We start from the raw sequence: 23,814 nt of genomic DNA, 5'->3' as shown, positions 1-23,814 counted from the left end.
ATCAACTCCTTCCCCGATACCATTGAATAACTAGCAAATTACTTTCTTCTTTCGCCCTATAAGAGTGATTAACTCTCTTCTTGGTAAGACGATTAACTAAATTATTCCAAATTTAGGTTTACCCTTATGACTACTAAAAAGATGCTTTATCCTTGACCATCCAGGCTTTTATTTCCGGATTAGTAAACTTAATTACTCAGTTTTAGGATACTCCAAGTTACGCTAAATTTCAACCTTAATTCCTTAGGGGAAGTATCCTCGTTAAGAGGCTGATTCCAGGTTTCCTCTATCTGATAAACTGTCCAATACATATCGTAAATATTGACAGCTTCTGGACTGTCCGTTTAAGCAACTTCCGGAACAGTTTATTAGATTACCTCAGTTTCCTTCTTAGGCCCTTTCAGGCTTCTCCATCGAATTATTCGGTGGCGGAGTCATCTTGACTAATTTGCTTTCGTCGCAACCCGCTTTTTATAGTCTGCTATAATTTAATATTCTTTCGTTTACTAAACCGACCATCTCCTTTCAGGGTTTATCGGCCCTGGCTATTGGTTAAATAGCGCGAAATTTAGGCCTCTTTGGCGTCCGATAAATTAATATAAATATTTTATATTCTATTAAAATTTTAATTAAAACATTATTATAAGATATTGAAACTCTGTGGCCATGTAAAGGTTATTACCTTTTGTCATGATCAGGTTTTTTTAAAATATTCCCATTCTAGAATTAAACTAACAACTAATATAAATTTCACTTTTCTTTTGAACCTAACAGCTATTAGTTTAAACCTTTTGTGGTTGCTTTTAAAGAGATCAAAGTTATTACATAATTCTATTATATGTGTTAGATACAATTAATTTATATATATGAAATATCATATATAAATAGCGAATTATGAACTTACTTTAATCCTCCCAATTAGAACAATAATAATTAGGCAATAATTCGTGAGGATTATCAACGATATTTAAATAATTAAATAATTTATTCAAAGCAATTTTATAATTTAAAGAATTTAATAAAATATGATTAGGATAATTAACTAGCAAATCCGTAGAATATCTTGATTCTGCTAAAATAATTTTGTTGTGTTGATAGCTAATTGCGTAAAAATAATCCTCATTAATTTTTATTTTAGGAGTTAAAGGATTTTTTTCAAAACCGCTAGAAAGTAATAATAAACTGCTAATTTTAAACAAAGGAATATTTAATTCTAAAGATAATAATTTGGCTGTTAAAACGCCTATTTTAGTACCAGTATAAGAACCAGGACCACAACCTACTATAATTTTTTTTATTTTAAATAAATCTACAGAATTTGCTTTTAAAATTTTATTAATCAAAGGCATCATACAAGATACAAAACTTTTAGATTTAACATTAAAGCATATATCAATAATATTTTGCTCATATGTTAAAATCACTATTTGCATATCTGTTGAAGTATCTATAATTAAAATATTTTTATTAAAAAATAACGAATTATTGTATATCTTTGTTTTATCAAAACCTTTTTTATTAATATTTAACATTTTTTTGTTTTATTAAAATACCTCTACTATTATCTTTTAAAAATTTAATTTCAACTTTAAAATCCCATAATTTATCAATTTCATCATTTATATAAGTTGATTCTATTAAAATAATATCACCTAGTTCTAAATATTCCAATACCTCTTCAAATAAAAAAATTAATTTACTATTATTTTCTAAACGAAAAAGATCCATATGAAACAATGTTTTATTATTAAAATTATAACTTTTAAATAAATTAAAACTAGGACTGTTAATTGTTAAAATTCCTAATTCCTGAGCAAAACCCTTTACAAAAATAGTTTTACCTAAACCCATCGAACCATGAATAAACACAATATTCTTTTTATTTTTGTATCGATTTGTAGATAAAATTTTTTTGGCTAAAAAAATACCAGCTAATTTAGTTTGTGCCGATTTTAAAGATATTTTATTATAAATAAATGTCATTTTTAATTCCATTTTGTAATCGGGAGATAAAATTATTACTATCAAATCAATTTAGAAAGAGTATTTTCGCTTAAATGGTATATTCGTAATTAATTATTACATAACTAGAACAATATATATTTCCATAAAGATCATATTTCCGATATCTTTGTTATTTCTAAATGAAATAAGTTTTTTAATAAATCATAATTAATTGATCAGAGTTCATGTTATATAAATTTATTTTTTATTAACTAATAATTATCAAATTAATAAATCAGTAAAGTAGTTAGTTAATTTAAATGAAATTTTATATAATTTTATAATATATATAATAATTTTAACCATTTTATAATAATCAATTTTAATAAATATATTAAAATTATTTAATCAAAAAAACAATAGTCGATAAATTTTAATCTAATTAATAATTATAGATTTTTCATCTATTGAATCATCATCTTCTTGTTTCTGGACAACTACTAAATTAAGTAATTTATCATCATCTTTTAATTTAAATAATCTATTTCCTTCAGTGTTTTTAGATTTAGTAGTAGAAACTTTATTAGCTTCAATACGAATAACTTGCCCGCACTGAGAAATTAAAATTAATTCTTCATTTGGAAAAATGGTTTTTAAAGCGACTAAATGACCTTTTTTATCAGTGATTTTTAAAGTTTTAACACCCTTACCTCCTCGTTGTTGCGGTTTATAAAAACTTGCTTGAGTTTTTTTTCCGTAACCAAATTCTGTTACTACCAAAATATCTTGTTCCGGATGACAAACAACAGCTGCTCCTACAATTTGTTCATCTTTATCCATGCGCATACCAATAACTCCAGAACTTTTACGATTAGTTGTTCGGATTGAATTTTCTTTTAAACGAATGGATTTACCACCAGAACTAGCTAAAATAATATCTTGTTGACCAGAAGTTTTTAATACTGCTAATACTTCATCATCTTTTTTTAAAGCAAAAGCTATTTTGCCATTAGAACGAATATTAGCATACTCTTGAATACGATTTCTTTTGATAAATCCTTTTTTTGTCACTAATACTAAATAATCTTTATTTTTATTAAATTCTGTTACACTTGTCAAAGTAGTTAAAAATTCACCTTTAGCCATAGGTATTAAATTTACTAACGGAATACCTTTAGCGTGGCGCGAATAAGAAGCTATTTCATAACCTTTAATTTGGTACACTTTGCCTTTATTAGTGAAAAACAATTGATAATCATGAGTAGAGGTTATAGCAAAATGTTCTACAAAATCATCTCGATTCATAGTAATACCTATAACACCTTTACCGCCTTTGTTTTGTTTTTTATAAGTATCTAAATTTAAACGTTTAATATACCCTTTATGAGTAATAGTAATTAAAATTTTTTCTTTTTCAATTAATGAAGATTTATCTATATCTAAATCTTGATTTTCCATATTAATAACGGTTCTGCGTCCATCTTGGAAATTTTTTTGTAAATTTAATAAATCTTGTTTTAAAATTTGTTCTTTTAACAATATAGAATTAATAATATTTTGGCATTCTGAAATTTTTAACGATAATTCTGTATCTTCTTGTTTAATTTTTTCTATTTCTAAATTAGTAATTTTTTGTAAACTCATTTCTAAAATAACTTTACTTTGAAGTTCATCTAATTGATATTTTTCCATTAATTGTATTTGTGCCATTTTAGAATTGGATGAAGATTTAATCAATCTAACTACTCGATCAATATCATTCAAAGCTATAATCAAAGCTTTTACTAAATGTTGTTTTTTAAGAGCTTTAGATAATTCGAATTGTTTTTGACGTTGAATAACATTAATTCGAAAATCAAAAAATTCTTTTAACATTTGCTTTAAATTAACTAATTTAGGAACCCCTTTTACTAATGCAATCATATTAAAATTAAAAGAGACTTGTACCTGAGAATTTTTATATAAATTATTGAGTACTACATGAGGATTAACATCTCTTTTTAAATCAATAACAAGTTTAATACCTTGGCGATTAGATTCATCTCTTAAATCTGTAATTCCATCTATAATTTTTTCTTTAGCTAAAAAAGCAATAGATTCAATTAAACTACTTTTTTTAATTTGAAAAGGTATTTCAGTAATTACAATAGAATTTTTATTTTTATCATTTTGAATTATTTGCGTTTTAGATCTGATAAAAATACGTCCTTTTCCAGTATTATAAATATTTTTTAAATTCTCAGCTCCTAAAATTTCTCCTCCTGTAGGAAAATCAGGTCCCTTTAAGTATTTCATTAAATCTTGAGTTTCTATATTTTTATTATTTATAAAAGCAATTAGAGCATTAATAACTTCTTTAAAATTATGCGGAGGAATATTGGTGGCCATACCTACAGCGATACCAGTAGAACCGTTCACTAGAAGATTAGGAAATAAAGCAGGTAAAACTGTAGGTTCTTTCTCGTTACCATCATAAGTATCAATAAAATCAACAGTTTCTTGTTCGATATTACGAATTAATTCTATAGCTATTTTAGACATTCTAGCTTCTGTATAACGCATAGCTGCTGCTGAATCTCCATCAATAGAACCGAAATTACCATGCCCAGTAATAAGAGGATAACGATAATTAAAATCTTGTGCCATACGAACCATAGCTTCATAAATACTATTATCTCCGTGAGGATGGCAACGACCCATAACAGCACCAACTACAGCTGCAGCCTTCTTAAAACGTTCTTGATTAGATAATCCTAAATCATTCATTATATAAAGAATTCTTCTTTGTACAGGCTTCATACCATCTCTAATATCAGGAAGAGCTCTTCTTACGATCACACTCATAGCATAACTTAAAAAAGATTTTTTAACTTCTTCATTGATATCTACGACTTGAACGCGATTAAAATTAATTTTAGAATCTAAAGAGGAGTGTTCTTCGTTTAAACTATCATTTTTTTTTGTTTTTTTTAATATCATATTTCACGCCTTTTTTATTAAAAATTGAGTTAAATTAATTAAGTTTTACTTTAAAAGTAAAATAATATTTTATAATTTAAAATCTTAAATATCTATGTCAGCATAAGTAGCATTCTCTTGAATAAAAATTTTTCTATTACTAACCTCTTCGCCCATTAACATAGTAAAAATTCTATCAGCTTCTACTGCATCTTCTAATTTCACTTGCAATAATGTTCTAGTGGCAGGATCCATAGTAGTTTCCCAAAGTTGTTCGGCATTCATTTCTCCTAACCCTTTGTACCTTTGGACAACAATTTTTTGAGAATTATTTTTACGACTCATAAAATTTTTTAAATCTTGTTCTGTATAGAAATAAGAAATTTTTTTATTGTTTTGCACTTTATATAAAGGAGGTTGAGCAAAATAAATATAGTTATTTTCAATTAAAGGTCTAAATTGCCTAAAAAAGAAAGTTAATAATAAAGTTCTTATATGAGCTCCATCAACATCAGCATCCGTCATAATAATAATTTTATGATAACGCGCTTTCGAAATATTAAACTCCTTATCGAAACCTGTACCAAAAGATTGAATTAAAGAAATAATTTCATTGTTAACTAAAATTTTATTTAATCGAGCTTTTTCAACGTTAATAATTTTACCTCTCAATGGCAAAATAGCTTGAAAAGAAGAATCTCTCCCTTGTTTAGCAGACCCCCCCGCAGAATCTCCTTCAACAATATATAATTCCGCTAAAGACGGATCTTTAGTCCGACAATCAGCTAATTTTGAAGCAAAACTTAAAGTGTCTAAGGGTGATTTTTTTCGTGTAATTTCACGAGCTTTTTTCGCTGCTACTCTAGCTTTAGCTGCTAATAAACATTTATCAATAATTTTTTTAGCTTCTTGCGGATTCTCTAATAAATAACTTTCCAAAGCAATACCAAAATGTTTAGAAACAAATTGTCTCATATCATAATTACCTAATCTAGCTTTAGTTTGGCCTTCGAATAAAGGATCATAATGTTTTAAAGCAATAATAGCTGTAATACCTTCTAAAGTATCTTCACCGATGAAACTAAGATCTTTCTTTAATAAATTTTTATCTTTGGCATATTTAGATAAAATTCTATTTAAAGCCATTTTAAAACCTTCTTCATGAGTTCCACCTTCATGTGTAGGTATGTTATTTACAAAAGAATAAATATTAGAAATATAATTTTCATTATATTGGAAAGCTATTTCTAAAAAAATATTATTTTCAGAACTCTCTTGATAAAAAGGTTGATTTAAAACTTTTTTATTTTCATTTAGATACTGAAGATATTCTTGAATACCACCTTTAGAATAAAAATTAATAATTTGAGGCGGTTCAAGGCGTAAATCTTCTATAATTAATTTAACATTTTTATTTAAAAAAGCTAATTGTTGTACTCGTTTTTTTAAAACATCTAAACTATAAGGAGTGTTTTTTATATCTTGAAAAATAGTTTCATCAGGTAAAAATTTAATATTAGTACCTCTTTTATTAGTGTTACCTATAATTTGTAAAGATGTAGTAGGAACGCCTTTTTCATATTTCTGATAATATATTTTGCCATTTAAACAAATTTCCACTGTAAACCAAGTGGATAAAGCGTTTACTACAGAAGCGCCTACACCATGCTGACCACCTGAATAACTATAATTTTTGGAATTAGGAGCATTTTTAAATTTACCTCCTGCATGTAAAGTAGTTAAAATAGTTTCTACAGCTGATTTTTTAGTTTTAGGATGAATATCAACGGGAATGCCTCTACCATTATCAGAAACACTAACTACATTATCTGGAAAAATTTTTAAAATGATTTCTGTAGCATAACCTGCTAAAGCTTCATCTATAGAATTATCTATAATCTCCCAAATTAAATGATATGCTCCTTTCATAGTAACAGAATCAATATACATTCCTGGTTTTTTACGAACAGCTTCTAAACCTTCTAAAATTTCAATACTAGAAGCACTATATTCACCTAAATTTTCTTTATTTTTTTTATCATTTTTGCTCATTTTATGAAATTTATTATTTTCTCCTTTTATTTTTTTTATTATTTATTATTCAATTTAATAATTAATTTAGTAAAAATCATAACAATATAATTTTAAAATTTTAATTTTTTTTCAATTTCATAAAAATAATTATCAGGTTATTGTTTAACTTAATTAAAAAAATTAATATAAATATACAGATTAATAAAAACTTTAATTAAATAATTTTTTAAAATCAGATTAATTAGAAAATGGTAAACTAAAAATAAAAAATGTGTTAATAATTATAACACATAAAAAATCAAACTGAGATTAAAGCAGATATAACTTCTTTTTAGCAAATTATAATAAAATTTTTATTTTTAAAAATAATCTAAAATTTTTAAAATAAATTTAAACCTTAAATGGAATTTAATATAAATAATATTTTAAATTTAAACTTATTTAGATTTTCGAAAAAAAATTTTCATTTTTTTTAATTAAAAATAATATTTTTATAAGATTAAAAAATATAAATTAATAATCTCTAATTTTGTATTTCTATTTTTCATTAAAGTGCAATATTCAGTTTTTTATCAAAATATTCTAAAATATTGAAACATTATTGGAAAAATGTTAAAATATTATATAAAATTTATGTTTTTTATCTTAAAATAAAAATAGAACATATGTTTTGCATTTTTTATATATAAAAACATTGAGGGAGCGAAAATGCTTAAAAAAATTCAAATAAAAAAATTGTTTATATTATTATTACTAAATCTTTTTGTTACTAATTTTTATGGTGTATTTATAAATAAACAAGGTAATTTATACAATTCTAAATTAAATAATATTAAAGCTTTTTTTGATATTGATTGGCCTTTTTTATCGAAAACTAAAGAAATAAAGCCGAATGTTGAAAAACAGCTAATTACAGAAAACAGTATAAAAAAAGATATACAAGATGCCGAAAATCATATGAATAAAATCATAATTCTTCTAAATAATAATCAAAATGATGAAAATAATACGAATGAAATATCAATTCTTCTAATTTCATTAAACCAAGAAGCAGTTTTAGTTAAACAAAGAATTGCAACAATAAAAAAAAATTTTGCGAAATGGGTAAATAAATGTCAAGAAAATAAAAATAAACTAACCATTAATAACGTTTTACAAGAATACTTTACTACTCTAAGTATTTTCAATCAAGATATAAAAAATATTAATGATAGAATAATAAAAATAGAAAAAAAAATAACACAAAAAAAATTGAATCATTCCAACGAATTATTTATTAATAGTAATAGTAGAAATCGATAAAAACAATATAAACAAATCAATTATCAAATAAAAGAAAATAAATGTAATAAAAAGTTAACAAAACCAAATTTCTATTCAATGATTATCAAAAAATTAAATACTATCTTATATAGTGCTGAAAGTTATTTAAGTTGAAAATATTTTTTAAATTAACTTTAATATAATATTATATCAAATGATAAGTTTTCGATAAATTTGCTTTGTTATTTTCGCAATGAAATGAATAAAAATTAAATTTGAGATAACATTGTCAAAAGGCAATGATTATACAGAAGGTTGTGTCAATAATTTGATGATAAATATGATAATGAATATTAAAGAATGGTTAAATCGATTTCCTTTTGAAAACTATTGGTGGATATATTTTTTAATTATTTTCATGTTTTCAGAAATTATCAAGATAGTATTGCGAAAAATTTTAACATTTATATATCGTATTTTTTTGCTAAATTTTCATTTTATTTTCAACATCCAAGAAGAAAAAACTAAAGATAATCAAACCTCTGAATTAAATACAAAAACAGAAGTACCAAATTTCTCTATACAAAACCAAATTCCTAATGAATTATATCAAGATAAAAATTTAACATTAATAGAATTGAAAATGTTAGAAATTAATCGAAAAGAAAATGAAAACAAACATAAAGAACAGTCTTTTCGTCTTGAATTAAATCAATATAAAATGGAAACTAAAATAGAATTACAACAACAAAAAAATTACTTCGAACAAGAGATGCTTAAACAACAGATAAATAATTTAGAAAAAGAATTATTAAAAATTACAACCAAACCAAAATTTTATCATCAAGATTCGTCAATTAAGCAAGAATCAAAAAATAACACTTCAAAAACAAATAATAAATTATCTCAAAATTTATTAGAGAATATAGACTTAACATTTATTGATGAAGCCTTAAAAAAACAAATACCTGAAAGTTTAAAAAAAATTTTTGATAGGATGGAAAATTTCGCCGAAATACAATTATTTATGTTAAATAATATGCCTATAGAAAATCGTAATAACTTTTACAATGTTTCTCATTCTTATTATGATTCCAAAAATAAAGCTTTATATATAGATCCCAAAGATTTAATATTTGTCAAATCATTATTAATAGAAAAACAAAAACAATTTAAACAAATAAAACAATAATTTGATTTTAAAACAATTTTTTTAAATACTTAAATAATTTTTTTTAATTTAAATAATATTCTATATATTTTTTGATCTATAATCATGTATAATATGTAATGTTATTAAATTTTTATATTTTGAAATTAAAATATTTAATAATTTTTGTGGCGGTTGTGGCGAAATGGTTAACGCATCGGCTTGTGGCGCCGACATTCGTGGGTTCGATCCCCATCATCCGCCCCAAAGTTTAATTAATTTATTTTTTTATAAATAAAAGGCCCATAGCCAAGCGGTAAGGCAACGGACTTTGACTCCGTCATGCGTTGGTTCAAATCCAGCTGGGCCTGCCATAATTTTTCTAAATTTTTGTCTTTAATATAAATGAAATAATTAAAAATTTTTAAAATAAAAAATAGTCATATTGCGGGTGTGGCGGAATTGGTAGACGCACTAGACTTAGGAGGGCGCTAGTTCGGGCGTAAATTAAAGAGGATTTTTTATGGGCACCTCACTTTTAAGGTAATAAAAGTAATTCAATGAATTTACCTGAATTCGAAAGAATAAAAGGGACAATAGCATATTCATAAAGCATTTAATGAAAAATAAAATCGTTTTTTTTAATTATTATTAAAAAAATTAAATTAAATGTAAGAATAAGATAAAATAAGGTTGAACAAATATAAAATTAAGTGAAGAGCAAAGAATGGTGGCGCAGTTCTAAAGCTTTAGGGATGGTTAAACGATATATTCCAAAAACCTAAATAGATAATTATATAATTGCTCCCAGATCCTAAAGTAATTATAATTACCAATTAATAATAAAAAAATTTATTTTAAATTATCTACACCAAGACAAAATTCAATTATATCATTAATTTTGTCTATTATAAGTCTCCAACCGCTATTTATCATTAGCCTATAATTTATAGCTACCTAGGAAAACCTAAAATTATTTTTTATAAAATAGTTAAGGTTGCAGAGCTGACATAGTAGTCGGAGGTTTTATGCCCTCTCAGGGAGAATAGGAAAACTATTCACAAGGCGAAGGAAAGCAGAAAGATTAAAAATAATAAAAATATTTTTTTATCACTTTTTAAAAAGATAATTTTTTGTTTTCTATAAAACAATTTATAAATGCGCAATATAAATTAAATAAAAAAATATTTTTTTAATCTAAACGAATAAAAAAATTTATTATGTTGAATTCGGAAAGCCGGATGCATGGAAACATGCCTGTCCGGTTTGGATGGGGGCTAACCATATGAATAATAATTATGGTTTTCTATCCATATTCTAGCGCTTTAGCTTGCAGGTTCGAGTCCTGTCACCCGTACCAATTATTTTTATTTAGGGATATGATGTTAATGGTAGCATAATGGTCTCCAAAACCATGAGTTCGGGTTCGAATCCTGATATCCCTGCCAAATTAAATTTAAAAAATATTGAAAAAAAATAATTTAACTAAAATAATTAATTGAAATAAAAAAAAGAAGGTTTTTATACCTTCTTTTTTTATTTTATAATCGGATAAAATATAAGCATTAATATATTTTTTAAAAAATTAAAAAATAAAATCTTCGTCTTTTAAACTTTCGGTTTTCATTTTTTGATAACCATTACCTTTCATAGAGAAATAATCCATTGTTTTCGTTTCTGTATTTAATCCATTTAAAATAACAGGATTAATCTCTTCATAAGGAAAATATTGTTCAAAACCTAAATTTAATAAAGCTTTATTAGCATTATAACGAACAAATTTATTTACATCTTCAACTAAATTAATTTCCTGATAAATTTCAAAAGATAATTTTTTTTGTTCTTGATATAACTTAAATAAAAAATTTTCTAACCAACTATATAATTTTTTCTTTTGATCTGGATCAAAAGTAGAGTATAAATTTTTCGCTAATCTTCCAGTATAAACTCCATGAACACTTTCATCTCTAATAATCAAATTAATGATTTCTCCGGCTTGCATTAATTTACCTTGTCCATAAAAATAAAGAGGGTAATAAAAACCACTATAAAATAACCAAGTTTCTAAAAATACTGAAGCTACCATAGCTTTCCATTTGATTTCGCGAAATTCATAACTATTATAATAAACATAATCATTTTTATTAACAACTATTTTTTGATCTAACATTTCATAAACATTAATAATTAAATTTAAAATATTCTGTAAATTTTTTTGTTTCATACCCCAACAAAATAAATCATCAATTTCATTTTTATTTAAAAAAGTCATAAAAATATTAGAATAACTTTTAGCATGAACAGCATTTTCCATAGCTCCCATAAAACTCAAAGTAGCTTTTTTTTGATGTTCTTCAGGTAAACAAGCTCTAACTAAAACAGGCATACCAATATCCCCTTGATAAGTATCCAAAAAAGTTAAAACTAATAAATTACGTGAATAGGTTTTTTGTTCCCAAGGAGATAAAGTATTCCAAACGTGTAAATCACTTTGTAAACTAATATCTTCTGGGCGCCAAAATTGACTTAAATTTTGTTCATAAAAATGATGCGTAAAATCATCATCTAAATTATTCCAATTAGCGCCTTGATAAGTTATTTTTTTCAAATCCATATATTAATTTAATTCCTATCTTTTTAAAATTTATTAAAATCTAAAATAATTTAACAAACAAAAAACACTTTTTTTATTATTTATTCTCATCTGAAACCAATAAATTTTATATAAATATTTTTCTAAAGCCGAATATTAAATTATTTAAAAAATCTTTTTATTTTTTATTAATTTAAAATATTTATATACTAGGAATGATAAATAAAATCTTTTCTAAAATAAAAATTATAATTAAAAAATATTAAATTTTTATTAAGAAAAATAAAAAATTAAATAATCAATTATTAAAAACGCCTAATAGGCATTTCAATTAAACATTTATTTTTTATTATTACTGCTTAAATTATAATTTTTACGAATGGTTAATTCTAATTCATGAGCAAGATCTGGATGTTTTAGTAAAAATTCTCGCGCTTTCTCTCTACCTTGACCAATTTGTTGATTATTATAACTATACCACATACCATTTTTTTTAATTAAATTTAAACTTACTGCTAAATCTAAAATTTCACTAACTTTAGAAATACCTTTGCCATATAAAATATCAAAACTAACGGTTTTATAAGGAGAACAAACTTTAGATTTAACAATACGAACATTAGTTTTCACTCCCACAACTTGATCATTCTCTTTAATTAATTCTGATGTTTTTCGAACATCTAATCTAACAGATGTAAAAAATTTTAATCCTTTACCTCCGGGAGTAACTTCATTATTACCGAAAGTAATTCCTACCTTTTCTCTTAACTGATTAATATAAATAAGAATAGCATTAGATTTATAAACGATATGGCTTTGCTTCCTTAAAGCCTGATTCATCATTCGAGCATGTATACCTACGTAAGAATCACCGACATCACCATTTAATTCAGCTAAAGGTGCTAAAGCAGCTACAGAATCTACTACCACTAGATCAACAGCATTCTTTTCAAATAACAAATTAGCAATATTTAAAGCAACTTCTCCAGAATCAGGTTGAGATATTAACATTTTATTACAGTCTACTCCTATAGTTTTAGCATAATTAATATCTAAAGAATTCTCAGCATCTATAAAAGCAACCGTACCTCCAGATTTTTGAGCTTCTGCTATTACATGCAAAGCTAAAGTAGTTTTACCAGCGCTTTCGGGTCCAAAAATTTCTACAATTCTACCTCTAGGTAAACCTCCAATAGATAAAGCTATATCTAATCCTAAAGAACCAGTAGAAATAGATTCTATAGGTTCTACTTTATCGGAGTTCATTTGCATAATACTACCTTTGCCGAAAATTTTCTCTATTTCACAGATAGTTTGTGTTAAAGGAGGTTTTTTAAATATTTCTTTACTCATTTGATCAATCACCTCTACATATATCATTTTAATAAAATTTAACAATATTATCAAAAATATAATTTTCTATAAAAATTAATTTTTAGAATTAAAATTCGTATAAATTAATTTAAAATTTTTTAAAATATAATCCATACCAGAAACAATAATTATAAAAATATTCAAAATTAAAATAATATTAATAAAAAAATACATTTTTAAATTATATCTTGGAAATAATTGAAAACAAAAACGTTCTAATTGAGCAGATAAAAGCATTATACTAATGGAAATAAAATTTAAAAAAGTTTTTAATTTGCCGCCAAAAGAAGGAGTCATAATATGCTTTTTTTCAAAAGCTAATAATCTAATACCCATAACAATAAAATCTCTTATAATAGTCACGATTAAAAAACTTAAAACATAATTAACAATTTTTTCATTATCTTGATGTAATAAATTATTATTTTGACATAAAATTAGTAAATAAAAAGAAGAGATAATGACTAATAATTTATCCGCTATAGGATCGAAAAATTTTCCAAAAATAGTTGTTTGAAGAAATTTTCTCGCAATAAAGCCATCTAAATAATCAGTTATAGATGCTACTAAAAAAATAATATTAAAATAAATTTTAAAAATTTCAATTTCGTGTTTTAGCAACTTTAAATATAAAAAAGGTAGCATACAAAAAACTAAAAAAATACGAAATATCGTTAATAAATTGGCTGTTTTGTTAATTATATTTTTCATATTATAATAATCTTTCCCAACATATAAAACAAATTATCCAAAAATAAAATCTTCTTAATTATATTTCAATATACTATCACAATTACTAAAATATATTATAAACGTGCAATTTATTTGAATTATGTTTTGATTTTTTTATTGACAATATAATCTCTTATCTTATACCTATATATAATTAAAAATTATTGCATCGATAAAAATGCATTGTTTTTTCAATATACCTACTTAATTTAAGCTAAAAATATTGTATTTTTATTAAAAAAAGAAAATATTTTGTATTTATTTTTTTTATATATGAGGCAATTATAATTTAAAAATTTAATTATAATAATCATCAAAATGTCGAAAATCATTTATGATTTGAGATTTTAAGTATTATAAATAATTATTAATTATGATTATTCTTTTTAGATAAGTTCCGATTTTAATTAAAAAAAATTATTTTATTTTTTATATCAAAATAAATTTTAATAATTTGATTTTCAATTATATCAATCAATTTAATTTTAATTACCTATTAATATAAAATTAATACAAAATAGATATTTAATATAAAAATTTTAAAATTATTAATAATTTTTTTTAATAACTAACTTAACTAATAATTAAAATTATAATGCATTAAGACATAAATAAAAAAATAAATTAAATATTATTTTAAAAATTTTAAACATAATTATTCATATAATGACTACATAAATGAATTTTTTTAACTAATAATATAATTTGAAATAATTGCCTCCATAAAACATTTTAATCGCATTTAGTATACTTTTGAAAAAATTAAATTTTAAAATAACTAATATTTATTATTATATTATTTTTTGTTATAATTAGATTGCGTTTGTTTAAAATTTAAAACATTTTATCTATTAGGATTGTGTATGGTTTGTTATCGTTTAGTATAGGATTGTGTATGGTTTATTATCGCAAATTAAGTTTATTTTATTATATTTATATAAATAATCAGAAAGTGAGATAAACTCAAACAAATGAACTCCAATAACGAAAAAAACACCACATTATACAAAGTATTATTATTTTTTATTAGTTGTATAATTTTATTAGGCCAAATGTTTTTTATTATGAATGTATTAGCTCATAATGAAGAAATACAAGAGGAAAATGAAAAATTAAAAATTAATAATCAACAATTAGAAAGTTATAATAAAATTAATCAAAATAAAATATCATTACAACCTGTAATAAACTCTTTAAAAGATAATATAAAATTACAAACAAAATTCTTTCGACCAAAAACAAAAAACTTCGATGCTTCTTTGCAAAAGTTAACTGATGAAACTGTTCAAAGTGTTATAGTTTTTAAAAATAATAACGAAGAAAAAATAGATCATATTGAATATTTTAACAAATTCGGAGAATTAATACGTAAAATCTTTTTTAATGATCAAAATAATGATTATAACAAAATAGAAGAATATCGAGATAATAAACTCTTTAAAATAATTACTTTAGATGAAAATAATCAAACAGAATTCATTACAATCTATAATGAAGATAAAACAAAGACTGAAATATTAAATGTATATGACCAAAAAACTAAAACTTTCATACCGTTTCACGTTATGACATATAATGATAAAAATGTTTTAGTTACAATGAATAAATATAGTGCAAATAATCCTAGTCAAATAGAAAAAAGATTTTTGTTCGATAATAAAGGAAAAATAACTAAAATCTATCATTATACCGATAATAAATTGAAGTCTATAGAAGAATTAAACAATATTATTCCTGAAGAAACTTTAGTTCAAACAAAAGTTTTCCATTCAGGACAAGAAGCAGAAGAATTTTTTGTAGAAGAATTTGTGTCAATTGCCGAAAATAAACGTTCTACAAAAGATACTGAGAATATATAATAAAAAATTAATTTTATTAAATAAAAAAAATGACAATTGACTTCATAAATATAAAACACTGTTAAACAAAAAAAGATTACTTAGAATTACTTAGAAATATCTTCATTTAATTGATTATTTCATGTAATCATGTTTTACAGTATAAAAGTAAAATATAAATATAGAAATCTATAATATTAAAATCATATTTTCGCATATGCATATATTAAAATATGCATATTTTTTTTAATATTATATAATATTTTTTTAAAATTAAAATATCATTTAAAAAATAACCCAAAATTTAAAATATCAATAAATCAATAAATTACAATTTTTAATACGGATAATAGATAAAAAATATGTTAAATATTATAAAAAAAATTCAACAATTAACTAAAAAAATAAATCAAGCTAATTACGAGTATTTTAATTTAAACCAATCTTCTTTAACTGATCAGCAATATGATGCATTATTACAAGAATTAATATATTTAGAAAATAAATACCCACAATTTAAATCAAAAGATAGCCCTACTGATAAAATAGGCAGTTCTTTAAGTGAAAAAAAAATACCTAAAATAACTCATAGTAAACCTATGTTATCATTAGAAAATGCCTTTGATATTGCGAAAGTAAAAAAATTTTATACAAGAATAAAAGAAAAGTATCCTCATTGTAATTTTATTACAGAATTAAAGATAGACGGTATAGCTATTAATTTAAAATATGAACAAGGCATTTTAACGCAAGCTACTACAAGGGGTAATGGTTTAGTAGGAGAATTGGTAACTCATAATATTAAAAACATTAAAGATATTCCGTCAAAACTTTTACAACCAATAAATTTAGAAGTAAGAGGGGAGGTTTTTTTTAATTATGAAAATTTTCAAAAATTAAATCAACAACACAATAGAGAACAAAAAAAAACTTTTGCTAATCCGCGTAATGCGGCTTCTGGAACTGTAAGATTATTAAATGCTAATATTGTTGCTTCCAGAAACTTATCTTCTTTTTTTTATAATATTGTATATTCATCCTTGATTGTTAATAGTCAAGAAGAAGTTTTAAAATTATTAAACAAATTAGGTTTTTCTGTCAATCCGCATTATAATATAATTAATTCTTGGTCTGATTTAACTCACTTTATCAATCATTATATTGATTTAAAATCATCTTTAAATTATGATGTAGATGGTATTGTTATAAAAATAAATCAACTTGATTTATATCCGCAAATCGGTTACACTAATAAATTTCCTAAATATGCTCTTGCTTATAAATTTAACTCTATTACCGGCGAAACTATAATTAAAAATATTTTATTTTATGTGGGAAGAACTGGAATAATTAATCCTGTAGCAGATCTAATACCTATTATTATTGATGGCAGCACAATATCACGTGTAACATTACATAATTACAATTATATACAAAATAAAGATATTCGTATTAATGATAGCGTAATTATTGTAAAATCAGGTTCTATTATTCCTAGAATTATTAAAGTAATCACTCATAAAAGAGATGAATCTGTTAAACCTTTTATAATGATCACGAAGTGTCCATCTTGTGATACATTGTTACACAAAGACAATAATGAAATTAATTATTTTTGTATTAATCAGGAATGTAACGAACAACAATTACAAAAAATAATTCATTTCGCATCTCGAGAAGCTATGGACATCAATATTTTAGGTTCCAAAACATTAACAATTTTATTTCAAAAAAAAATTATCCAAAAAATTTCGGATTTATACAATCTTAAACAACATAAACCAAAATTACTAAAATTGCCCTTTTTTGGCATTAAAAAAATTAATAATATTTTAGAAGCTATAGAAAGTAGTAAACAAAAACCTTTCGATCGAGTTCTATTTGGATTAGGAATAAAACATGTTGGTAGCAAAATTGCTCGGATTTTAACTCATAAATTTTATAATATAGATAATTTAAAACAATCTAAAATAGAAGATTTAATAAATATAAATGAAATAGGACCAGAAATCGCAGATAGTATACATAATTTTTTTAATGATGCAAAAAATATTAACGAAATAATTCAACTAAAAAAACATCAATTAAATTTTTCTATACAAAATAATATCAATAATATTAATAATAATTTCTTTAATAACAAAAAAATTATTATTACAGGCACATTAACAAAATATAAACGTTCACAAATAACTAAAAATTTAGAAAAATTAGGAGCTTTAATAGTGCATAATTTATCTAAAAAAACTAATTATTTAATTTGCGGAAAAAATTACAGTGAACAAAAAATAGAAAAAGCTAAACATTTAAATATCACTATTATTCAAGAATCAGAGTTATATAAAATTTTAAAACAAACAAACAATCAAATATAAAAGGTAATAATTAAAAAATGAAAAATATTGGTATCGATTTAATTGAAATTAATAAAATTGTCAAAATCGGATTAAATTCAATATCTCATCGAATTTTATCTACTCAGGAACATCACATTTATAAAAAAATAACCTCATTAAAAAGTAAAAGTTTTTTTTTAGCAGGAAGATGGGCCGCAAAAGAAGCCATCTTTAAAACTTATAAAAAAGGTAATTTAACTAATAATTATTGTGATTGGTCTATACTAAATGATAATACAGGAGCTCCTTATATAATAGATAAATACAGTAATCAATTTATGATATCTATTACTCATACTGATAAATATGCTTTAGCTTTAGTAATTATGTTATAATATGAAATTAATTTACAATTAAACCAATATCAATTAACAAAATAGCATCTTATTACAAGTATTATTACCAATAATTAATGTTATAATTAAATTGTAATTCGGAGTTATTCTTCCGTTTAACAAGATAATCATTCCTATAAAATAAATAAAAAATAATAATTTTTCATTACAAAAATAGAAAGGGTTATATTCTGTTTATAAAATTTTGTTTGTTGTGTAAACAAATTAAAAAAAAAATTGCTAAAACTTTAAATATTAGTTATAACATGTTAAATTTTGCCATTAACATTACTTTGTTAGTGCTCGTAATAATTTGGTTTATGCAAATTATTTTAGCAGAAATGCAAATAAATTTAGGTACGAAATTATCTTATAAAGATTTTTCAACTCAATTAGAACAAAATAAAAATATCACATCTATAAATATTCAAGATTCAGGTAACAATTTTTTTAATAAAGATTCTTATAAAAGAATTGAAATTAAAACGAACCAAAATAATGTTTTTTTTACAGATACAGATGAACCACTTTATATCAAAATGTTAAGCAAAATTTTTATTTTACTTGAAAATAACAACAATATTAATTTGAATTACAAAACTAAAACTAATCATTTAAGTAGCTTGTTATTATCTTTATCAATTTTATGCGCCACTTTAAACGGAATTAATTATTTAATGCCTAAAAAAATTAAAAATTGGTTTAATGATATATTACCTTCTTAAAATGGTTACCAAAGATACCTAAATTTCGTGATATCGAACCAATAACCAGGGAAGATCGCACTGAACCCCAAAAGTATTACAATTAATAAATCTGTTAATCATGTTCAAGATCAACTTTCTTAGTTGATCTTTTTTTGTTTTTTAAAAGAAATAAAAAAAGATTTTTTTTATGCTTATCTTTTCTAATTTATTTTGGCAAAGGCATAATATGGAAAGAAAAGTTTTATTTTTACTTTTTTTAAAAAATAAAAAAAATATGCAGGTACGTTCTCAATTAATTGGACTTCATTATCCATTGGTTCATAAAATAGTGAAAAAATTTAACTATTATCCTCGCATTTAACTATTATCCTCGCGTTTTAACTAAAGAAGATTTATTTCAAGAAGTATTGTTAGGTTTAATGAAAGCTCTCGATTATTATCAAGATTTAGGTTATGATTTTCTCGCTTATGCTCGACCACACATATTCAAAAAGCGATTTCTGAAACCATCCGTAAAATTAATGGTTATTATGGCCAATTAATTGATAAAATTGATCAAGCTATTGATAAATAAGAAGAATAAATAAGAAGAAACTATTAATAATTACCATGGTTTAAAACAAGATTGGGAAAAAGAATTAGAAAAATATGAAAAAGAACTAAAAGACCTTTATGAACAAAAAGCCCTTACCCAAAAAGCCAAAGAAAAAATCAAAGAAGCTTTAGAAAAAAATGAAGCTAAAATTAAAGAAATAAAAGAAAATTTAGATCAAAATGATAAAAATATTACTATCTTAAAAGGAAATTAGTCCAATTAGAGAAAGACAAAGAAACTAAAGAAAAAGGAATTAAAGAAAAAGAAGAACAGTTAAAATTAGCTTCTCCCGATGATAAAATTAGATTACAAGCGGAAATCGATAAACTCCGAGATGAAATTTCAGAAATAGTTGGTGAAATCGGTAAAATCAAAGTTCAAATCAAAAATTTAGAAACAGACCAAAAATACTACCAAGATATGTTAAATCATGCTGAAAAATTAAAAAAAGATTTAGAAAAAAGATTTGAAACTTTAACAAATGATGAAAAACCAATATTCAAACAAATCCAATCAGTCGAAGAACACCGTATTGAAATCCAAAAAGAAATCGAGGAAGTCGATGGAAAACTTGAAGAAATCAAACTCGAAAAAACAGTATATCAAGAATTAAAATCAAAATATCAAGAAATGTATAATCGTGCGCTAATTTATGAAAAAAGAGAACGAATTATCAGTAGGAAATGTGGTTAAATGGGGTTTTAAAGCTTTTGATAAATTTACTGACTTATCCCCAGTTAAATTTGGTCTGAAAGTTATAAGAAAATCAATTACTTTTACATGTAAATTCGTCCAAGGTATGTCAAAAACTACTTTAGTTCTTCGCGAAGGCCACCGTTTATATCACATGTTTATGGAAACAATTAACGAAAACAATGAACATCCAAAAATGATTATCAAAGAAGCTTTAGAAATGTATAGTAAAGACATTAACCGTGATTTAGACAAACTCGATGCCGACTACAAAGATTACGAAAAGAAAAAAAGATGATCATAAACTTCGTCTTAACCAAGATAATTTAAAGAATGAATGGAAAAACTCTGAAAAATTAAATGAAAGTATAAAAAAATAATTTGTAACTTGGATTGATGAATATGGAACCATCGCCAAAGAATTAGAAAAAGAAAGAGATAAAGTTTCCGACACTGACAAATTATATGAAGACAAAGCCAAATTAGAAGAAATATTAGAAAACAAAAGAGATAACGTGAATATTATAAAAGAACAATTAAAACAAAAAAATCCGAATTACGCCCGTGTTCAACAACGCCTACAAGAAAAACGAGTTGGCAAAATTCCTGAAATCATTAATTTAACAAATTAATAATTATTTTATTTAATCATTTTATTAATAAAACTGTATAATAGTGATAATTAAATATAATAATTATCACTATTATTAAGAAAGGTTATTCTAACAATGAATAAATCAAATTTTTTCGAAAAAAATGGTTTTTTATATTCCTTCTTATCATTTTCGGACTTGTTTTTTGTTATTTCTGGTTTCAAAATCAAAAAGAAACAACCTTAGCGTCTTCACCAGAATCATTATCAGATTCATTACCTTCTGAAGTAATCCCCACTTCTCCTAGGACAAAACGTTCTCTGGAAGAACCACCAATCCCTAAAATTCAAACAACTGCTGCTCGTTTAGAACAAATTAAAAATTATCTTTTTTGAACCTATTAATCCTACTTTATTACCATCTGATTTATCAGAAAGAGAACGAAATTAATAAACTTAAAAGAGTTGAGGATTGGATTTAGGTTATTTAAATGAAAAAAAGATGAAATTAACGAATATCAAAATAAATGTGATGAATACCAATCGCAATTAAATTCTCTTCAATCTCAAATAGAATCTTTAAAACCACAACAACAAAAACTAGAAAAACAACGAGACGAAAGACACCAAGAAGTTAATAGATTAAAGATTGATAGGAAAGCTAACGAAGATAAAATCGACAAACTTCAAAATGAAATTTCGGAAATAGTTAACGAAATCGGCAAAATAAAAGTTCAAATCAAAAATTTAGAAACAGACCAAAAATACTACCAAGATATTTTAAATCGTGCTGAAAAATTAAAAAAAGATTTAGAAAAAGGATATGAAAGATCCGAAAAACAATATAAAAATTTAATTTATTCTCAATTAAACGAACTCTACGAAATTACCTCAACTGAGGGATAAATAAAAAAAGGAGTTATAAGCTAAAATGATGCAAATAAAAAATAAATTATATTTTTTACCATTATTTTTAATGAGTTTTTTAGGATTATTCCTGTTAATTAATATTAATCCAGTTATAGCCGCTCCCGAAAAAAATGATAAAGATAAAAAAATCGCTTCCTCTGAAAAACAAGAAAAAACAACTAAAAAAGATATATCACAATATTATGAATTATACAATACTCTTGAAAATTATTCTGAAGAAGATCGAAATAAAATTATTCAAATGTTATCAGATTCGCAAACATTAAAAATCTTACAAGAAGAAGCGCTTAAGTCTAAAAAAAAAGGGTCTTCTTCTAAAAAGCCTGATGATTCTAAAAAATAAAAATTAAAATAAACTATTATTTTTTTTAAGACCCTTTCTGAAGGGTCTTTTTTGTTAATATATTTTTAATATAAATGTTTTTTTATGTTGTTATAAATATTGAAACCACAATAAAAATAAAAAAAATTTTATTTGAAGATTTGTAAAAAGAAAATACATTAAAATAAATATAAATTTTCTTTGTTCATTTTTTACTTTTTGCTAAATTAATCTTAGCTAACTTGTGTTGGTTTGTTTTTTCTATAAGTTGGTTGGTTTCAATTTTGTTTTATGTTCAATTCTAACAAATTTCGTGGTGAAAAAGAAAAATAGAACCTCGGCGGAGGTTCTATTTTATTTTATGTTTCATATTTCTCACATCATTTCGTGGTGTATTAGCGTCTTCGAAGAAAGAATGTTTGAAAAAATCAACAAATTTATGATATTCAACAGTATAAGAAAAGAATAATAAGTAAACAATTTAACATTAATCTTGTTTAGAATTTTTTATTATTATCATTAATATGATTTAAAATTCTTAATTAATAAGAAGTAAAATAAAATATTTATTACGCATAAAATAATTATGAAGTACATTCTACTATATTGTTGGAATAATAATTTCCATATTTGATTATTAATCAAATAAAGTTTTTTTAAATATTGTTTCATTAAGTTAATAATTTTTTTAGAGAAAGTTAATTGTTGTTCAGATATTTTATTTATTTTATTATATAAATATTTTTTTTGTTCAAAATTAATTTCTTCAGTTTCAGTTAAAATCACGATAGTTCGATCTCTATCTTCAATAGTTTGTTTTTGAGCTTCAATAGTTAGATCTCTATTGTCAATAACTAGAACTCTATCTTCACTACTTTGTTTTTGAGCTTCAATAATTTGATCTCCCTTTTTAATAGTTAGATCTCTATCTTCAATAGTTTGTTTTTCAGCTTCAATAGTTAGATCTCTATTGTCAATAACTAGAACTCTATCTTCACTACTTTGTTTTTGAGCTTCAATAATTTGATCTCCCTTTTTAATAGTTAGATCTCTATCTTCAATAGTTTGTTCTTGCTTCGTGATTAATTGGTTTTTAGCAGTTTCTAGATCAGTTTTAGCAATTTCTAGATCAGTTTTATCTTTATTTAATTTTGCAATAGTTTGTTCTTGCTCCGTGATTACTTGGTTTTTAGCAGTTTCTAGATCAGTTTTAGCAGTTTCTAGATCAGTTTTATCTTTATTTAATTTTGCAATAGTTTGTTCTCGAGCTTCAATAGTTAGATCTCTATCTTTAATAGTTTGTTCTCGAGCTTCAATAGTTAGATCTCTATCTTTAATAGTTTGTTCTTGCTTCGTGA

18 protein-coding genes and 3 tRNA genes are annotated in these 23,814 nt (G+C 23.6%); 13 read left to right on the top strand and 8 right to left on the bottom strand.

All coding sequences use genetic code 11. From position 1 onward, the window contains the following. Positions 1-905: 905 nt before the first annotated feature. From tsaB to gyrB, 4 genes are all read right to left on the bottom strand, one after another. Positions 906-1,532, bottom strand: a complete 627-nt coding sequence (tsaB, locus tag OC710_RS00575; protein WP_004994758.1) for a tRNA (adenosine(37)-N6)-threonylcarbamoyltransferase complex dimerization subunit type 1 TsaB — start codon at positions 1,530-1,532, stop codon at positions 906-908. Further along, positions 1,519-1,983, bottom strand: a complete 465-nt coding sequence (gene tsaE, locus OC710_RS00570; RefSeq protein ID WP_004994760.1) for a tRNA (adenosine(37)-N6)-threonylcarbamoyltransferase complex ATPase subunit type 1 TsaE — start codon at positions 1,981-1,983, stop codon at positions 1,519-1,521. The genes tsaB and tsaE overlap by 14 nt, the downstream gene beginning before the upstream one ends. A gap of 399 nt (positions 1,984-2,382) precedes the next feature. Further along, positions 2,383-4,923, bottom strand: a complete 2,541-nt coding sequence (gene gyrA, locus OC710_RS00565) for a DNA gyrase subunit A (RefSeq protein ID WP_004994766.1) — start codon at positions 4,921-4,923, stop codon at positions 2,383-2,385. A gap of 84 nt (positions 4,924-5,007) precedes the next feature. Continuing rightward, positions 5,008-6,954 carry a DNA topoisomerase (ATP-hydrolyzing) subunit B gene (gene gyrB, locus OC710_RS00560; protein WP_004994768.1) on the bottom strand — a complete coding sequence of 649 codons (1,947 nt, stop codon included), beginning with the start codon at positions 6,952-6,954 and terminating at the stop codon, positions 5,008-5,010. A gap of 690 nt (positions 6,955-7,644) precedes the next feature. On the opposite strand from gyrB, the gene OC710_RS00555 reads away from it, so the two are divergent. The 5 genes from OC710_RS00555 to OC710_RS00535 all read left to right on the top strand — a co-directional run bounded on the left by OC710_RS00555 (position 7,645) and on the right by OC710_RS00535 (position 10,797). Continuing rightward, the gene (locus OC710_RS00555) at positions 7,645-8,238 is read left to right on the top strand and encodes a hypothetical protein (protein WP_004994772.1); all 594 of its coding nucleotides are present in this window, start codon (positions 7,645-7,647) and stop codon (positions 8,236-8,238) included. A 247-nt stretch (positions 8,239-8,485) separates the two neighbouring features. Next, positions 8,486-9,391 (top strand): hypothetical protein, encoded by a 906-nt coding sequence (locus OC710_RS00550; RefSeq protein WP_004994775.1) that lies wholly within the window; start codon positions 8,486-8,488, stop codon positions 9,389-9,391. Between the two features lie 149 nt (positions 9,392-9,540). Continuing rightward, positions 9,541-9,616 (top strand) — tRNA-His (locus OC710_RS00545). A gap of 32 nt (positions 9,617-9,648) precedes the next feature. Next, positions 9,649-9,723 (top strand) — tRNA-Gln (locus tag OC710_RS00540). Positions 9,724-10,722: 999 nt separating this feature from the next. Further along, positions 10,723-10,797, top strand: a tRNA-Trp gene (locus tag OC710_RS00535). A 137-nt stretch (positions 10,798-10,934) separates the two neighbouring features. On the opposite strand, the gene nrdF is transcribed toward OC710_RS00535, so the two are convergent. The 3 genes from nrdF to pgsA all read right to left on the bottom strand — a co-directional run bounded on the left by nrdF (position 10,935) and on the right by pgsA (position 14,027). Next, positions 10,935-11,963 (bottom strand): class 1b ribonucleoside-diphosphate reductase subunit beta, encoded by a 1,029-nt coding sequence (gene nrdF, locus OC710_RS00530; protein ID WP_004994776.1) that lies wholly within the window; start codon positions 11,961-11,963, stop codon positions 10,935-10,937. Positions 11,964-12,281: 318 nt separating this feature from the next. Then, complete coding sequence (gene recA / locus OC710_RS00525) at positions 12,282-13,295, bottom strand: recombinase RecA (RefSeq protein WP_004994777.1); 1,014 nt, start codon at positions 13,293-13,295, stop codon at positions 12,282-12,284. A gap of 75 nt (positions 13,296-13,370) precedes the next feature. Beyond that, positions 13,371-14,027, bottom strand: coding sequence for a CDP-diacylglycerol--glycerol-3-phosphate 3-phosphatidyltransferase (gene pgsA, locus OC710_RS00520; RefSeq protein WP_004994778.1), 657 nt, complete (start codon positions 14,025-14,027; stop codon positions 13,371-13,373). 992 nt (positions 14,028-15,019) lie between these two features. Here pgsA and OC710_RS00515 point away from each other — a divergent pair. The 8 genes from OC710_RS00515 to OC710_RS00485 all read left to right on the top strand — a co-directional run bounded on the left by OC710_RS00515 (position 15,020) and on the right by OC710_RS00485 (position 22,477). Further along, the gene (locus OC710_RS00515; RefSeq protein WP_004994779.1) at positions 15,020-15,907 is read left to right on the top strand and encodes a hypothetical protein; all 888 of its coding nucleotides are present in this window, start codon (positions 15,020-15,022) and stop codon (positions 15,905-15,907) included. Positions 15,908-16,248: 341 nt separating this feature from the next. Then, positions 16,249-18,261: an NAD-dependent DNA ligase LigA gene (gene ligA, locus OC710_RS00510; protein WP_004994781.1), complete on the top strand. Its 2,013-nt coding sequence runs from the start codon at positions 16,249-16,251 to the stop codon at positions 18,259-18,261. Positions 18,262-18,278: 17 nt separating this feature from the next. Further along, on the top strand, positions 18,279-18,617 hold the full coding sequence (locus tag OC710_RS00505) for a holo-ACP synthase (RefSeq protein WP_004994785.1): 339 nt from the start codon (positions 18,279-18,281) through the stop codon (positions 18,615-18,617). Positions 18,618-18,826: 209 nt separating this feature from the next. After that, the gene (locus OC710_RS00500; protein WP_152908763.1) at positions 18,827-19,342 is read left to right on the top strand and encodes a hypothetical protein; all 516 of its coding nucleotides are present in this window, start codon (positions 18,827-18,829) and stop codon (positions 19,340-19,342) included. Between the two features lie 389 nt (positions 19,343-19,731). Beyond that, the gene (locus OC710_RS02735; protein WP_425306756.1) at positions 19,732-19,866 is read left to right on the top strand and encodes a hypothetical protein; all 135 of its coding nucleotides are present in this window, start codon (positions 19,732-19,734) and stop codon (positions 19,864-19,866) included. Between the two features lie 473 nt (positions 19,867-20,339). Then, complete coding sequence (locus tag OC710_RS02715; protein WP_004994791.1) at positions 20,340-20,612, top strand: hypothetical protein; 273 nt, start codon at positions 20,340-20,342, stop codon at positions 20,610-20,612. Further along, complete coding sequence (locus tag OC710_RS02710; protein ID WP_004994793.1) at positions 20,572-20,910, top strand: hypothetical protein; 339 nt, start codon at positions 20,572-20,574, stop codon at positions 20,908-20,910. The genes OC710_RS02715 and OC710_RS02710 overlap by 41 nt, the downstream gene beginning before the upstream one ends. Before the next feature lie 1,225 nt (positions 20,911-22,135). Continuing rightward, positions 22,136-22,477: an SVM family protein gene (locus tag OC710_RS00485; RefSeq protein ID WP_304514963.1), complete on the top strand. Its 342-nt coding sequence runs from the start codon at positions 22,136-22,138 to the stop codon at positions 22,475-22,477. A 498-nt stretch (positions 22,478-22,975) separates the two neighbouring features. On the opposite strand, the gene OC710_RS00480 is transcribed toward OC710_RS00485, so the two are convergent. Further along, positions 22,976-23,814: hypothetical protein (locus tag OC710_RS00480; RefSeq protein ID WP_304514962.1), on the bottom strand; the 839-nt coding region annotated here is incomplete at its 5' end.

The sequence above is a fragment of the 'Vigna radiata' phytoplasma genome (genome assembly GCF_030586915.1).
Lineage (GTDB): Bacteria > Bacillota_I > Bacilli_A > Acholeplasmatales > Acholeplasmataceae > Phytoplasma > Phytoplasma australasiaticum.
This window is presented reverse-complemented; position numbering and strand designations above follow the sequence as displayed.